This window comes from Pseudarthrobacter leeuwenhoeki (genome assembly GCF_055412885.1).
In genome coordinates, this window is record NZ_JBVAYY010000006.1 from 10,718 (window position 1) to 25,146 (window position 14,429).

Annotated in this window: 12 protein-coding genes; 7 read left to right on the plus strand and 5 right to left on the minus strand. The window is 67.7% G+C overall.

Going from position 1 to position 14,429, the window contains the following annotated elements:
• Positions 1-733 precede the first annotated feature (733 nt).
• Entirely contained in the window at positions 734-1,612 is an 879-nt protein-coding gene (locus tag ACZYX4_RS06400) for an HNH endonuclease (RefSeq protein WP_463874601.1), read from the minus strand.
• A 34-nt stretch (positions 1,613-1,646) separates the two neighbouring features.
• Positions 1,647-2,192 carry a TetR/AcrR family transcriptional regulator gene (locus ACZYX4_RS06405; protein ID WP_463874818.1) on the minus strand — a complete coding sequence of 182 codons (546 nt, stop codon included), beginning with the start codon at positions 2,190-2,192 and terminating at the stop codon, positions 1,647-1,649.
• A 407-nt stretch (positions 2,193-2,599) separates the two neighbouring features.
• On the opposite strand from ACZYX4_RS06405, the gene ACZYX4_RS06410 reads away from it, so the two are divergent.
• The 4 genes from ACZYX4_RS06410 (at position 2,600) to ACZYX4_RS06425 (ending at position 7,374) form a co-directional block, all read left to right on the plus strand.
• Positions 2,600-3,394, plus strand: a complete 795-nt coding sequence (locus ACZYX4_RS06410) for an SDR family oxidoreductase (RefSeq protein WP_463874603.1) — start codon at positions 2,600-2,602, stop codon at positions 3,392-3,394.
• 81 nt (positions 3,395-3,475) lie between these two features.
• Entirely contained in the window at positions 3,476-4,714 is a 1,239-nt protein-coding gene (locus ACZYX4_RS06415; protein WP_463874605.1) for an acyl-CoA dehydrogenase family protein, read from the plus strand.
• On the plus strand, positions 4,711-5,811 hold the full coding sequence (locus ACZYX4_RS06420) for a phosphotransferase family protein (protein ID WP_463874606.1): 1,101 nt from the start codon (positions 4,711-4,713) through the stop codon (positions 5,809-5,811). The genes ACZYX4_RS06415 and ACZYX4_RS06420 overlap by 4 nt, the downstream gene beginning before the upstream one ends.
• Before the next feature lie 246 nt (positions 5,812-6,057).
• Positions 6,058-7,374, plus strand: a complete 1,317-nt coding sequence (locus ACZYX4_RS06425; RefSeq protein ID WP_463874608.1) for an MFS transporter — start codon at positions 6,058-6,060, stop codon at positions 7,372-7,374.
• A gap of 458 nt (positions 7,375-7,832) precedes the next feature.
• On the opposite strand, the gene ACZYX4_RS06430 is transcribed toward ACZYX4_RS06425, so the two are convergent.
• A complete protein-coding gene (locus ACZYX4_RS06430) occupies positions 7,833-8,303 on the minus strand; it encodes a DUF4383 domain-containing protein (RefSeq protein WP_463874610.1) in 471 nt (156 codons plus the stop codon).
• A gap of 185 nt (positions 8,304-8,488) precedes the next feature.
• Here ACZYX4_RS06430 and ACZYX4_RS06435 point away from each other — a divergent pair, with 185 nt between their 5' ends.
• The gene (locus ACZYX4_RS06435; protein WP_463874612.1) at positions 8,489-9,805 is read left to right on the plus strand and encodes a cell division protein PerM; all 1,317 of its coding nucleotides are present in this window, start codon (positions 8,489-8,491) and stop codon (positions 9,803-9,805) included.
• 13 nt (positions 9,806-9,818) lie between these two features.
• Here ACZYX4_RS06435 and ACZYX4_RS06440 read toward each other — a convergent pair whose 3' ends face one another.
• Positions 9,819-10,259 carry a hypothetical protein gene (locus ACZYX4_RS06440; protein WP_463874613.1) on the minus strand — a complete coding sequence of 147 codons (441 nt, stop codon included), beginning with the start codon at positions 10,257-10,259 and terminating at the stop codon, positions 9,819-9,821.
• Between the two features lie 39 nt (positions 10,260-10,298).
• Here ACZYX4_RS06440 and purN point away from each other — a divergent pair, with 39 nt between their 5' ends.
• Positions 10,299-10,880 (plus strand): phosphoribosylglycinamide formyltransferase, encoded by a 582-nt coding sequence (gene purN, locus ACZYX4_RS06445; RefSeq protein ID WP_463874615.1) that lies wholly within the window; start codon positions 10,299-10,301, stop codon positions 10,878-10,880.
• A gap of 126 nt (positions 10,881-11,006) precedes the next feature.
• Here the strand turns inward: purN and ACZYX4_RS06450 are convergent, their stop codons facing one another.
• Entirely contained in the window at positions 11,007-12,359 is a 1,353-nt protein-coding gene (locus ACZYX4_RS06450; RefSeq protein WP_463874617.1) for an MFS transporter, read from the minus strand.
• Positions 12,360-12,512: 153 nt separating this feature from the next.
• Between ACZYX4_RS06450 and purH the strand changes: the two genes are divergently transcribed.
• On the plus strand, positions 12,513-14,198 hold the full coding sequence (gene purH, locus ACZYX4_RS06455) for a bifunctional phosphoribosylaminoimidazolecarboxamide formyltransferase/IMP cyclohydrolase (RefSeq protein ID WP_463874618.1): 1,686 nt from the start codon (positions 12,513-12,515) through the stop codon (positions 14,196-14,198).
• Positions 14,199-14,429: the final 231 nt, after the last annotated feature.

Below are 14,429 nucleotides of genomic sequence, written 5' to 3' on the forward strand. Positions count from 1 at the left end.
CCTGCTGCGGGGCCACCCCGCCCACTGGACATGCCCTCCGTCCGGGCCAGGGATTGGACATAATCCCCATATGCCCGCTCGGTGCAGCGAAAAATGAGCATGTCCACCCCGGTTGGCGGCCATATGTGGCAAACTGGCGGACCTGGCGCGGTCCCAGGAGGTCGCGGACCTGCTGCGGGGCCACCCCGCCCACTGGACATGCCCTCCGTCCGGGCCAGGGACTGGACATAATCCCCATATGCCCGCTCGGTGCAGCGAAAAATGAGCATGTCCACCCCGGTTGGCGGCCATATGCGGCAAACGGGCGGACCTGGCGCGGTCCCAGGAGGTCGCGGACCTGCTGCGGGGCCACCCCGCCCACTGGACATGCCCTCCGTCCGGGCCAGGGATTGGACATAATCCCCATATGCCCGCTCGGTGCAGCGAAAAATGAGCATGTCCACCCCGGTTGGCGGCCATATGCGGCAAACGGGCGGACCTGGCGCGGTCCCAGGAGGTCGCGGACCTGCTGCGGGGCCACCCCGCCCACTGGACATGCCCTCCGTCCGGGCCAGGGACTGGACATAATCCCCATATGCCCGCTCGGTGCAGCGAAAAATGAGCATGTCCACCCCGGTTGGCGGCCATATGCGGCAAACGGGCGGACCTGGCGCGGCGGTCCCGGCGCCCTGGGGGCCTACGGCGGTTCCAGGAACTCGCGGACCTGGCGCGGCGGTCCCGGGAGCTCGCGGACCTACTGCGGTCCCAGGAGCTCCCGGGCCAGCCGCTGGGCCTCGAGCTGGTCGGCGGTGACGATCGCACCGCGGAGGAACCCGGCGTCGGCGATGATCCGGCGCAGCTCGGCCACGGTCCGCGGAGTGCCCACGTCCCGGTGCGCCATGGCGTGGCAGTTGGCGCACAGCGGGACGAGGTCGGTGAGGGGATCTAGTTGGTAGCTGCTGCCGAGCTGGGAGACCGGGACGAGGTGGTGTACCGGGATGAAGTCCATGCCAATCTCGCCGTAGCTCTCCTCGAACGAGAACCCGCAGGCCGCGCAGCCGCTGCCGTGGTGCGCAAGGCAGGCCCGCCGCGCGTCGGGGTCCTGTTCGTAGCGGTTCACCACGACCCGGGTGACCGCGTCCTGCGGGTAGGTTCCGGGGCCGGGGCGGGTGGGATCCGGGTCTGGCGGAGGCCCGACGTCGCGCCACAGGGCCCGGATCGCTGCTTCCCCGGCTGGATCAACGCTCAGCAGGGCGGCACCATCAACGTCCCACGGGACCCCCGGCATCGCCTCGGTAAGAACCCCGACGGCGATCTGCTCCCCGGGCGGCAGGAGGGCGTCGAAGGCCACCTGCACATACATCGGGGCCTCAGCCGGGGCTGCGTCAGCTGGCATGAGCGAGTGCGGGACGGCTTCGGGCTGCTCCGAGACCACGACTCCGTGGCCAATAAGTCCCCGACCGTGGTCACCCTGCAGGAGCAGCCAGGCGTCGGTGCCCGCCGCGATGCCCCCGGGGCCGCCCACGCTCCAGCGCTGAAGGTGCAGCCCGGTCACGGCCACGCGATTCACGGCGGCGGCATAGTTCCAGTCATTCCAGCGGTCCGGGTTCCAGCCCAGGATGATGGCGGTCATCTGGCCATTCTCGCAGGAGTCCGGGCGGGCTCCCTCAGCGGCCGGCGGCTGCCCCTGCGGTCAGCCGGCAGAGCCGGCCGTAGCGGTCCGCAAGTTCCTCGGGCGTCAGTTCGCCATCTATCCGGTACCACTGGGCGACGCCGGTGCACATGGTGGTGATGGCGCGGCTGGTCTCGCGGGGGTGGGGCGCGTCAAAGATGCCGGCGGCCACGCCTTCGTCGATGATCCCGCTGAGGAGGGCCTGTTGGCGGTCGCGGGCCGCAATGTGTTCAGTGCGCGCGGATCCCTCCAGGCTGCGGATCTCGCTCAGGGCGATGAAGGCGAGTTCCCCCCGGTGCGCGTGGACCAGGGTAAGGCAGCGGACCAGCCGGTCAAACCGGTCCAGGATCGACTGCGGGCCGTCGGCCAGGGCTGCAGTGCTTCGGCTCCACAGCTCACTCATGGACTCGGCGTCGAGGGCCACGAGGAGCGCCTGCTTGGACGGGAAGTGGTGGTAGAGGCCCGGAACGGACAGCCCTGCCCGGGTCGCAACCTGGCGGATCGTCGTCCCGTGGTAGCCGTTTTCCATGAAGCAGGCCAAGGCTGCTGCCAGAACCGGGCGGAGTGTGGACGGCGAGAAATCCTGCCACCCTCCATCGGCGCTCGCAGCCTCCGGGTGCGGCGTTCCCGTTGCCGCAGCCGGCGCCGATGAATCCGTGACACGATGTCCGCCCATATCCCCGTGACCCCTTGCCGTCGTTGTGTATCTACATTATATTAAACGGAACCGAGCGAGCGCTCGGTAAAGTAGGCTAGGTCACAAAAAGCTTCACCGTCCTTTGTCCAACGAAGAAACTGACGTTCTCGGCGTCGAACGTCAACAGCGGGGGTTGGCCTGGCGGCCTGCCAGTATCCGCACCGGCTCCACATTCTGAATGATCTACCCAAAACGCACACCGGCAAGATCCAGCGGCGGGAACTCCGCGGCCTGAACCTGAAGGACTGAACGTGACCGGACAGAACGAAACCCAACCCACCATCCCTCACCGGCTCGACGGCAAGACTGCCCTGGTGACCGGATCCAGCCGGGGCATCGGCCTGGCCATCGCCCGCCGGCTCGCGGCGGAAGGCGCACGGGTCATCCTGACGGCCAGGACGCAGGAAACCCTCGACGAGGCCGTCGACTCCTTCCCCGCCGGCACCGCGTTTGGTGTCGCAGGAAAAGCGGACGACGCCGGACATCAGCAGGCCGTCCTGGAGCTGATTGCGCGCGAGACCGGTGGCCTGGACATCCTGGTCAACAACGCCGGCATCAACCCGGTCTACGGACCGCTGGCCGGGCTCGACCTCGACGCCGCACGCAAGGTCTTCAACGTCAACGTCCTCGGAACCCTCTCCTGGGTGCAGGGCGCACTGTCCCATCCGGGGCTGGGATTCCGGGACCGCGGCGGCTGCGTTGTGAACATTTCCTCAGTCACCGGTGACACTCCTGCCGAGGGAATCGGGCTCTACGGCATCAGCAAATCGGCGGTATCCCACCTGACCCGCACCCTCGCCGTCGAACTCGGTCCCGAAATCCGCGTCAACGCCGTCGCCCCCGCCGTGGTCAAGACCCAGTTCGCGAAGGCGCTCTACGAGGGAAAGGAAGCGGAAGTCGCCGGGCAATACCCGCTCAAACGGCTCGGTGTCCCCGAGGACGTCGCCTCCGCTGTCGCGTTCCTCGCCTCCCCGGACGCTGACTGGATCACCGGCCAGATCCTCACGGTCGACGGCGGTCTGACGACCGCCGGCGGCACCGCCTAACACCCGCTGTCCGCTCCAGCGGTGCAGCGCCCCACTTCGGCGTTGCAGCCGTCCAGCCCTTCCGGCCCGAAAGGACCTCCCATGAACCAAACCGCCCTGCCTCCCGCTGCCGAAGACCTCCGGCTGCGCACCCGTGATTTCATCCGCAGCGTCGTGATCCCTGCCGAGCCGCGGCCGGGTGAATGCATGACCGAAGCTCTTCGCCGCGAACTCGGCGAAGCCGCCAAAGCCGCCGGCGTCTTCGCCCCGCACGTCCCTGTCTCCTTTGGCGGCCAGGGCCTGCCGGTGGACCAGTGGTCCCCGATCTTCCAGGAAGCCGGCTACTCCCCGATCGGGCCGGCCGTCCTCAACTGCATGGCGCCCGATGAGGGAAACATGCACATGCTGAACATCATCGGCACCGAGGAGCAGAAGAAGCGCTATCTTGCACCGCTCGCGGCTGGTGAGACGTTCTCCTGCTTCGGCATGACCGAGCCCCACCCGGGCGCGGGATCGGACCCCGCGGGGCTGCTGACGACGGCGACCCGCGACGGTGATTCCTGGACCATCTCCGGAAACAAGCGCTTCACCAGCGGGGCTGAGCACGCCGGATTCGCGATCGTCATGGCACGGACACCGGATTCCGCGACGGACACGGACAGCGCGACGATGTTCCTGGTGGACATGGACGCCCGGGGCGTCCGGCTGGGCAACCCGATCCACACGGGTGACCGGACCATCGCCGGCGGCCACCCGAACCTGCACTTCGACGACGTTGTGGTTGGACCGGAGGCGGTGCTCGGCGAAGTCGGCCTCGGCTTCAAGTACGCCCAGGTCCGGCTGGGACCGGCCCGGCTCACGCACTGCATGCGCTGGCTCGGCCTGGCCCGGCGCTCGCTGGACATCGCCCTGGACCGCACCGACACCCGGGAAATATTCGGGTCACGTATTGCCCAGCTCGGCATCGCCCAGGAAATGATCGCCCAGTCCGTGATCGACATCGAAACCTCGGACGCAATCATCACCAAGACCGCGGCCCTTCTGGTCTCCGATCCCAAGGCCGGCTCCGCGATGTCCTCAATCGCCAAGGTGCACTGCTCCGAGGCCGTCTTCCGCGTCATCGACCGTGCCATCCAGTTGTGCGGAGGCGACGGTGTCTCCGACGGGCTGCCGCTGGCACAGTACGCCGCCGAAGTCCGTCCGTTCCGGATTTACGACGGCGCCAACGAGACCCACAAGTGGGCCATCTCCCGGCGCGCCTCGTCGCAGCGGCGCCGCGCGGTCGCCGCGGGCGAACAGTTCCTGGGCACCGCCCGGTTCCCCGACGGAGCCGCATCATGATGCCCGCGGAGGTCACGGGAACCGTCGAGCCCGAGGTCGTCGACAGCGAGGCCCAGGCTGCCTCGCTCACCAGGCCGCCGCTGCTCATCCTGGACAACGTCCGCGACTTCCTGGACGGAGCCGGGCTGGGGTCCGGTGACCTGGAGTGGGAACGGATCGGGGACGGCCAGTCCAACGTGACCTTCCGGATCCGCCGGGACGGGACCGACGTCGTACTCCGCCGCGGACCCCGGCCGCCGCTGCCCAGGTCCACCCACGACATGGTGCGCGAAGCCCGGATCCAGCTGGCGCTGGCACCGCTGGGCATGCCCGTTCCGCGGATCCTGGCGGTGTGCGAGGACGACTCCGTCCTCGGCGTTCCGTTCTACGTGATGGAATACCTCAACGGCACGGTCCTCACCGACACGGTCCCCCCGCACCTCGACGCCTTGGAATCACGCCGGGCAACGAGTGAGGCGGTGGTGGACACCCTCGCGGACCTGCACTCCCTGGACGTGTCCAGCGGCGAGATCGCCCGGCTCGGCCGGCCCCAGGGCTACCTCGAACGCCAGGTCGCCCGGTTCGCCTCGCTGTGGGACGGTAACACCACACGGGACCTGCCCGCCGTCGGACGCCTGGCGTCATGGCTTGAGGAGAACCGTCCGGAAAGCCAGCGCGATTCGTTAATCCACGGCGACTACCGCACCGGGAACCTGATGTTCGCCCCGGACGGGCCGCCGCGCGTGGCCGCGTTGCTCGATTGGGAAATGGCCACGCTGGGGGACCCGCTGGCCGATCTCGGCTACTTGACCGCGACCTATACCGACGCGGACGGGGCGTTCACCACGATGGAACTGACGCCGGTCACGCGGCTTCCCGGGTACCTTCGACGGCAGGAACTGATCGACCGGTACCAGGAGCGGATGTCCCTCGACCTCACGCCCCTGCCCTGGTACCAGGCCCTGGCCCTGTGGAAAGCAGCGATCTTCAGCGAGGCGATCTATACCCGCTGGCTGCGCGGGGAACGTCCGGGCGACACCGGGTTCGGCGCATCCATGGAACAGGGTGTGCCGCAACTGCTCGACGTCGCCGAACAGCTCGCGACCCGGCTGAAGTAAGCCCGTCCCGGGACCGCCCCAAGCCTGCCCCGGGACCGCCCCAAGTCTGCCCCGGCGGATCGCCCCAAGTCTGCCCCGGCGGATCGCCCCAAGTCTGCCCCGGCGGATCGCCCCAAGTCTGCCTCGGCGGATCGCCCCCCGAGGGCCGTTCGCTCCTGAGCTGTGGCCGCCACCGGCGCCACGGTCTCTTCAGGCATTGCCTCAGAACCCGAATTCCTCATACAGCGCAGTAGGGAAGGAACGACCATGGATAGCACCATCCGACTTGAGGCTGCCCCGCCCTCCGGGCCGCAGCAACAGCTTCGTCCCGATGAACGCTCCAAACGGCGTTCAATGTTCGCCAGCACCGTTGGCAACGTCCTGGAGTGGTACGAGTGGAGCGCCTACGCCGTCTTTGCGCCCTTCATTGCGGCGGCGATGTTCGACTCCAAGGACCCTGTCTCCGCACTGCTCTCCACCTTGGCCGTTTTCGCGGTGGGCTTCCTGATGCGCCCACTGGGCGGCATCGTGTTCGGCCGGATCGCGGACAAGCGCGGGCGCAAATTCGTGTTGATCACCACCATGCTGATCATGGCTGGCGGCTCGCTCCTCATCGGGCTGATGCCGACCTACGGCCAAGTGGGAATCTGGGCCTCCGTTCTCCTGCTTCTGGCCCGGGTCGCCCAGGGCTTTGCCCACGGCGGCGAGTCCGCCACGGCCAACACCTACATCGCCGAGATCGCACCTCCGGCCAAACGCGGGCAGTGGGGAAGCATTGTTTTCGTCGCCATATTTGGCGGCTCGGTGCTGGCCTACGTTGTGGGCGGCGGCGTGACCAGTGTCTTGGGCACCGCGGGCGTGGCCCAATGGGGATGGCGCATCCCCTTCCTGTTCGGAGCCGTGCTGGCACTGGCTGCGCTGTACCTGCGCCGGGGTATGGAGGAAAGCGACGTCTTCGAAGCCAAAGCAGCGGCCACCGAGACTGCACCGATCCCGCGCAAGGCCGTTATTCGTGCCGTCCTGCTCATGATCGCCATGACCTCCGGCATCACCGCTGCCCACTACACGTGGACGTCCTATGCCTCGACTTTCGCCATCACGCAGCGCGGGATGGATCCCCAGACCGCGTATTGGGCCTCCGTGATCGCACAATCGATTGCCCTCATCACCCTGCCGTTCTGGGGGCGGCTCTCGGACCGGATCGGGCGCCGGCCCCTGCTGATCGGATCCGCCTTGGCCATGGTCGCCATGCAGTTTCCGCTGATGGGCATGATCACGAACGACGGCTGGACGCTCGCCGTCGCCGCCACCCTGGCCCTGTGCATCGTCGCCGTCCCGGGGGCAATGCTCGCTGCCGTGCTGTCAGAGAATTTCCCCACGAAGATCCGAACCCAAGGCATCGGCTTTGCCTACTCCTTGTCGGTAGCGATCTTCGGCGGGACGGCACCGTATCTGAACGCCCTCTTCAACAGTTTGAGCCTGGGTTGGCTCTCCAGCGTCTACATCATCGTGCTGTGCCTCGTCACGACGTTCGCGGTGTTCAAGCTCCCGGAGACCAAGGGCCTCGACCTCAATGACGCCTAAGTTCCTCCGTCGTGCCTTCGCCCAGGCCAGCCGGCCACGGCCATGGCCGTGCGCGCTGCGGCTTACGTGACTGAACATGCGGGCGGGGATCTGACGCAAGTGGCCGCTATCCGGGGGTTCGTAGCGGCCATTCGTGGTGAAGGGGCGGGGGCGGGTCGAACGTAGCGGCCATTTGTGGTGAATGGGCGGGGGCGGGTCGAACGTAGCGGCCATTTGTGGTGAATGGGCGGGGGCGGGTCGAACGTAGCGGCCATTTGTGGTGAATGGGCGGCATTTTGGCCGCTCCGTAGCCCCAGACCCGCACAAGCACCCGCACAAGCCCCCGCCGAGCCCCCGCACAGAGAGGGCTGGTGCAGCCGCTGCGTTTCCGCGGGGCGACTGCACCAGCAGGTAGTACGAATTTTCAGAATGCTATGAAACGTTACTCATTCGCGGCTCCCTTTTTCCCGGTTGTTAACTTACCGGGTCTTTGCGTCGTCAGCCAGATGCCTCGACATCAGCCAACCGGCGCCTACCATTGCTACGCCTATGATCATGAAAGCCCAGACATCCATGGTGTTCAGCGACAGGAAATTAGCCGCCGAGTCCAGACCAACGATGAGTCCGTAGACGCTAAGAACGATGTACAGCAGGCCAAAGCCCATCAGGAAGTTCCGGGCGCCCATGGGGTTGTCCCGGGACATGGCCAGGCCGGTGGCGCCGATCGCGAGCTGAACGATGTTCAGCAGCATCGATACCTGGAACACGCCCAGGAACATGGCCGAGGAAGCCGGTCCCAGGAACGCCAATTCGCTGTACTGCGTGGTGATGCCCGGGATGAACCCCAGGATGCCCACGACTATCAGGACGATACCTGCACCCATGCCGACGTTCTGGACATCAGTCCGCCCGAAGTGAACGCCGTGTGCATGTGGAGATGCGGTGGTCATTGTTCTGCCTCCAACCACTGAGTGCGACAATCCAATTTTACGGCGGAGGAGCGAAAAAAGCACCGGCAAGGTCGGCAATTGAATTCTTCCCCGCAACTCGCGACACGCGCACAATCCATGCCAAATCGGCTGGTTGAGCCTGTCGGAGCGGGCAGGAACCCCGGCACGTGGCACCATGGAACACGATGAAACTGCGCGCTGATCAGACCGGGGAACGTGGACTTCCGATGCCCTTGTGGCTCCAGGGAGCCTTTGAGTCCGCAGTGGCAGCCATGATCTCCGCACTGGTGGTGGCCGCGCCGATTCTCGCCGTGTGGGCCACGGCCGGCTTCCTGAACGGCTCACCCGACGCACTGGCCCGCCTCGCCGGCCAGGCCTGGCTGCTGATCCACGGCGTCCCGCTGCTGCTGGACGTCGTGGGCGTGGGCGCCGCGGCCCCTTCCCAGGCCGGCGTCCTGTCGCTCACCCCGCTGGGGCTCACCCTGATCCCGTTCCTGCTGGCCTGGCGCGCCGGCCGGCGGCTGGCCCGGGCCTCGTACACGGACCAGCTCTGGCAGGCGCTGCTCGGCTCCTGGCTGATGTACGCCGCATTCGGTCTGACCACCGGCTTCGTCTGCCGCACGGACGACGTCGGCGTGGGACTGTGGTCCGCCGCCCTCATCCCGCTGGTCCCGGTCGGGCTCGGCATGGTGATCGGCGTTCGCCGCGAGGCAGGCTCCTGGAGCCGCCTGATCGGCGTCGACGCCGTCGCCTGGCTTTCCCGCACCAGCCAGCATTCGCGCTGGGCCGGCTCCTACCTGGGGTCCGCGGTGAAAGCCGGCTTCGTGGCGCTGATGGCCAGCCTGGCGATGTCCTGCGTGCTGCTCGCCGCCACGTTCTTCATCCACTGGAACCTTGTGGTTGCGGTCTATGAAGCGGTCGACGCCGGAGCGACAGGAGGTGCCATGCTCACCATTGCGCAGCTCGGCTTCCTGCCCAACCTGGCGGTGTTCGCGCTCGCCTGGATCTCCGGTGCGGGCGTGGGCCTGGGCGTCGGCTCCCAGACCGGGGCGCTCGGCACCGCCGTCGGGCCGCTCCCGTCGATCCCGGTGTTCGCGGCCCTGCCGGCCGGCCAGCTGGACTTCGCTGTGGCCGCGCTCGTGGTGCCGGTCCTCGCCGGAACCCTCGCGGGCTGGTGGTTCCTGCGCGAAGGCGAAAACCACCTCGACGAGTGGCTCTCCATCAAGTTCCGCGCGCGCTGGTTCACTGCCACGGTCTCCACCCTGGCGCTCGGTGTGATGGTCGGCAGCGTCGCCGGGCTGATGGCAGCGGGCCTGGCCTGGCTGGCGAACGGCTCCGCAGGGATCGGACGGCTCACGGAGATCGGACCCGACCCGCTCCGGACGGCACTGTTCGTGGCCGCGGAGGTGGCGATCGGCGTCGTGATCGGTTACGCCGCAGGACCATGGCTGGAACGCCGGCAGAACCTGCGCGAAGCGGACCTGGAGACGGCGTCCCTGTGACGCGGCCCTGCTTTTAGCGGAACTGCGGCAGGGACTGTTCCAGCTGGGTCTGGCACTTGGAGGCGGCCTGCTGGGTGAGGGCCTGGCGGCTGCACTGCTGGTAGTCCCGGACCTGGTTGAAGAACAGCGCCGAGGTCAGGAGCAGCAGCACCTGCACGGCCAGGACCACCAACCCGGAGATCGTCCCGAACAGCACGAACTTGGATTCCTTGAACTTGGCGTACCGGACCAGCACCATGATGCCCAGCACAATGCCGGCCGCCGTCAGGAGTGCACTCAGCCAGAGGTAACTGATGTCCAGCTGGTAGACGAAGAACGACCCCAGAACCGCCACAATGAAGCTGCGGAACAGAATATGGGTCTTGGCCTGCGAGGCTTTGGCCGCGTCGCTGAGCGGGTGCTGGCCTTGCGGCTGGCCGCCTTTACTGCCGGCGGAGTCGTTCGGGGGATTCATGGTTTCCAGCCTACGCGAGCGGCCACCTAAGGTAGGACAATGCGCATCGTAGTCCTCGTCTCCGGCACCGGCTCCAACCTCCAGGCCGTCATCGACGCCGTAAAAGAAGGCAGGCTCGACGTCGAGATCGCGGCCGTGGGCGCGGACCGGCCCGGAACCTACGGGGTGGAGCGCGCGGCCGCCGGAGGAATCCCGACGTTCGTGGTGGATTTCAAGGCCTACCCGGACCGGGCAGCCTGGAACGCCGCGCTCACCGACGCGGTGGCCGCGTACGCACCCGATGTCGTCGTGTCCTCAGGGTTCATGCGGATCGTCAGCGCGGACTTCATCGACGCGTTCGGCGGCAAATACCTCAACACCCACCCGGCGCTGCTGCCCTCGTTCCCGGGCGCGCACGGGGTCCGCGACGCGCTGGCGTACGGCGTCAAGGTCACCGGCTGCACGGTGCACTGGGCCGACGCCGGGGTGGACACGGGCCCGATCATCGCGCAGGAAGCCGTGGCGATCGCGGACGGCGAGACCGAGGAGTCCCTGCACGAACGGATCAAGGTGGTCGAGCGCCGGCTCCTGGTCTCGACGCTGGCGTCCCTCGCCGCCGCGCAGACGCCCGCCGCTGGCTAGAACACCCGCGCCGAGTCCACCCGCGCCTGAACACCCCGTTGCGCTATCACTTTTGGTGCCTCTGAGCCCCTCAGAAGCACCAAAAGTGATAGCGCAACCGCAGGGGAGGGCGGGGCAGGCAGACTCCTATGAGAGGTGGCGCTGCTTGGTCTCGGGGGCGAAGAACACCATCCACAGCACACTCACCAGCACCAGCACCCCGGCGATGGCGAACGAGGTCGCGAGGCCCAGTTCCGGCCAGAGGAACGCCGCGAAGACCAGCGGACCGAAGCCGGCGCCGAGCCGGGAGAACGTCGAGGCCCAGCCGAAGCCCGAGCCGCGCAGCTCTGTCGGATACAGCTCGGAAACATAGGCGTAAAGCACCGGGATGGCCACCTGCACCACAAAGCCGAACACGAGCAGCCAGAACACGGCCGCCGTCGGGATGTCCACCACGATCGCCACGATCACGAGGGTCAGTGCGGACAGCGGGCCGGTAATGGCCAGGATCCACTTCCGGCCCACCCGCTCCACCAACAGCGCGGCAACCACCACGCCCAGGAGCCCGACGGCTGCCATGGAGGCTGTGGTGAGGAAGGCCTTGTACTCCTCGAAGCCGGCGCCGATCAGGATCCGCGGCATCCAGGTCAGCGACAGGTAATAGACCAGCAGGATGCTGAAGAACAGGGACCAGGCCGCCGTCGTGATCTTCCAGTCGTACTGCCAGAGCAGGCGCAGTTGGGTCCAGGCGCTGCCGGCGGAGAGCCGCGGCGCGTCCTGCGCCTCGGGCAGGCTGTAGACGCGGGGCTCGGCCCCGGTCGCCGCGACGAGGTCATCGATCACCTTGGCGGCCTCGTCCCGCCTGCCCTTGCGGATCAGGAACAGCGGGGATTCAGGAACGCTGCGGCGGACCCAGAACACCAGCAGCGCCGGCAGCACCATCACCAGCATGGTCAGCCGCCAGTCCCCGTACAGGGCCACGAGCCCGGCTGACACGAAACCGCACAGCGCGGCCCCGATCGGCCACCAGCCGTCCATTGCGGTGAGGACCCTGCCGCGCTGTTTGCGGGGCGTGAACTCGCCCACCAGTGCGTAGTCCACCGGGATGCACCCGCCCAGGCCGAAGCCGGCCATAAAACGGAACGCAACGAACCAGAGAAAATCGGGGGAGAAAGCGCCCAGCACGGTGAAGATCGAGAAGATCAGCAGCGTGGCCGTGAAGGCCTTCTTGCGCCCGATGGTGTCTGCGATGGTGCCCCAGATGAAGGCGCCCAGAGCCATGCCAATCAGGTTCGAGGCCCCGATCCAGGCGGCCTCGCCCGGGGTGAGGGACCAGTGCCTGGACAGCAGCGGAATCAGGATGCCGTTGAGTGTGACGTCCCAGGCATCGAACATAAAGCCCAGGCCGCCGATCAGGAAGATCCGGCCCTGCACCTTCCAACGCCACGGCAGTTCCTGGACCACCTGTTCGCCGCTGGGCACAGTGGTGTACGTGTTCATTTCTCAGCCTCCAGGGAAAACTCTACGTGGCCGCGCCCTCCGGTGCGGTCCTCTTCATACTCCGGCGCGCGGGAAGGCCCGGCGCGCTGACGCGATAAACTGGCCGCATCCCACCACCCGCGGCCCTGCCGCGACATATGACGGAGACTTTTTGTGAGCTTCACGCAGCCTGACCGTGTATCCATCGACCGTGTCCCCATCCGCCGGGCGCTGATTTCGGTCTACGACAAGACCGGTCTGGAGGAGCTGGCGAGGGGCCTGCACGACGCCGGCGTCAAGCTCGTCTCCACCGGCTCCACCGCCAAGAAGATCGCCGCCGCCGGCATCCCGGTGCAGGAAGTCGAGGAAGTCACCGGCTCCCCGGAAATGCTGGACGGCCGCGTGAAGACCCTGCACCCGCGCGTCCACGGCGGTATCCTCGCCGACCGCCGCGTCCCGGCGCACATGGACATGCTCGCGTCGATGGACATCGAACCGTTCGACCTCGTGGTGGTGAACCTTTACCCGTTCGTGGAGACCGTGAAGTCGGGCGCTGCGCAGGACGACGTCGTTGAGCAGATCGACATCGGCGGGCCCGCGATGGTGCGCTCGGCCGCGAAGAACCACGCCGCCGTCGCCATTGTGGTGGACCCGTCCTCGTACCACGACGTCGTTGCTGCCGCCGCTTCCGGCGGCTTCGACCTGAAGGCCCGACGCCGGCTCGCCGCGAAAGCCTTCGCGCACACCGCCACCTACGACACCGCCGTGGCCAGCTGGACCGCGGGCCAGTTCCTCGACGAGGACGGCGACGGCGTCATTGACTGGCCCGCCTACGCCGGCCTGGCGCTCGAGCGCTCCGAGGTGCTCCGCTACGGCGAAAACCCGCACCAGCAGGCCGCCCTCTACGTGGACAAGGCCGCCCCGGCCGGCATCGCGCAGGCCGACCAGCTGCACGGCAAGGCCATGAGCTACAACAACTTCGTCGACGCCGACGCGGCCCTGCGCGCCGCGTTCGACTTCGCCGGGCCCGCCGTCGCGATCATCAAGCACGCCAATCCCTGCGGCGTGGCCGTGGGTTCGGCTTCCGCAGCGGACCCGGTCGCGGATGCGCACGCCAAGGCGCACGCCTGCGACCCGGTCTCCGCGTTCGGCGGGGTGATTGCGGCCAACCGCACGGTCACCGCCGGCATGGCCCGGACCGTTGCGGGCATCTTCACGGAGGTCGTTATTGCCCCGGGCTTCGAGGACGAGGCCGTGGAGATCCTGTCCAAGAAGAAGAACATCCGCCTCCTCGCCCTGCCCGAGGGCTACGGCCGCTACCCCTCCGAAATCCGGCAGGTGTCCGGCGGTGTGCTGGTGCAGATGTCGGACCGGGTCGACGCCGAGGGCGACAACCCCGCCAACTGGACCCTCGCCGCCGGTGAGGCCGCCGACGCCGACACCCTGGCCGATCTCGCCTTCGCCTGGACCGCCTGCCGAGCCGCCAAGTCCAACGCCATCCTGCTGGCCAACCACGGTGCCGCCGTGGGCATCGGCATGGGCCAGGTCAACCGGCTCGATTCCTGCAAGCTCGCCGTCGAGCGGGCCAACTCGCTGGGCGTGTCGGTGAGCTCAGAGGTGGAGGGCGCCGGTGGTGCCTCCAACGCCGACGCCAGCGGAGCCCCGGAGCGTGCCCGCGGCGCCGTGGCGGCGTCGGACGCGTTCTTCCCGTTCGCCGACGGACTGCAGATCCTGATCGACGCCGGCGTCCGCGCCGTCGTCCAGCCCGGCGGATCCGTCCGGGATGAGGAAGTCATCGCCGCGGCCAACGCCGCGGGCATCACGATGTACTTCACCGGCGCCCGGCACTTCTTCCACTAAGGGGCCGCACTCAGTCCCCGCGCGGGGCTCCGCGCGCCGGGCTTCGCCACGAATGGACATGCCCTCCCTTTACCGGAGGGCATGTCCATTTTTCGTGCATGCGGGTGGTCATAGTGGGATCATGTCCAGGCTCTGAGCCTGGCGGGGGACATGTCCCCTGGTGCGGGGAGGACCAGTGTCGGGCGCGGGGTCACGGGCCGGGGACATGCTCATTCTTTGAGCCAGGGACTG

What these genes read in the sequence shown, in the direction of transcription:
- ACZYX4_RS06440 (WP_463874613.1), bottom strand. Translation starts at nt 10,259, where the DNA reads ATGAATCCCCCGAACGACTCCGCCGGCAGTAAAGGCGGCCAGCCGCAA.
- ACZYX4_RS06450 (WP_463874617.1), bottom strand. Translation starts at nt 12,359, where the DNA reads ATGAACACGTACACCACTGTGCCCAGCGGCGAACAGGTGGTCCAGGAA.
- ACZYX4_RS06435 (WP_463874612.1), top strand. Translation starts at nt 8,489, where the DNA reads ATGAAACTGCGCGCTGATCAGACCGGGGAACGTGGACTTCCGATGCCC.
- ACZYX4_RS06430 (WP_463874610.1), bottom strand. Translation starts at nt 8,303, where the DNA reads ATGACCACCGCATCTCCACATGCACACGGCGTTCACTTCGGGCGGACT.
- ACZYX4_RS06420 (WP_463874606.1), top strand. Translation starts at nt 4,711, where the DNA reads ATGATGCCCGCGGAGGTCACGGGAACCGTCGAGCCCGAGGTCGTCGAC.
- ACZYX4_RS06425 (WP_463874608.1), top strand. Translation starts at nt 6,058, where the DNA reads ATGGATAGCACCATCCGACTTGAGGCTGCCCCGCCCTCCGGGCCGCAG.
- ACZYX4_RS06400 (WP_463874601.1), bottom strand. Translation starts at nt 1,612, where the DNA reads ATGACCGCCATCATCCTGGGCTGGAACCCGGACCGCTGGAATGACTGG.
- ACZYX4_RS06415 (WP_463874605.1), top strand. Translation starts at nt 3,476, where the DNA reads ATGAACCAAACCGCCCTGCCTCCCGCTGCCGAAGACCTCCGGCTGCGC.
- purN (WP_463874615.1), top strand. Translation starts at nt 10,299, where the DNA reads ATGCGCATCGTAGTCCTCGTCTCCGGCACCGGCTCCAACCTCCAGGCC.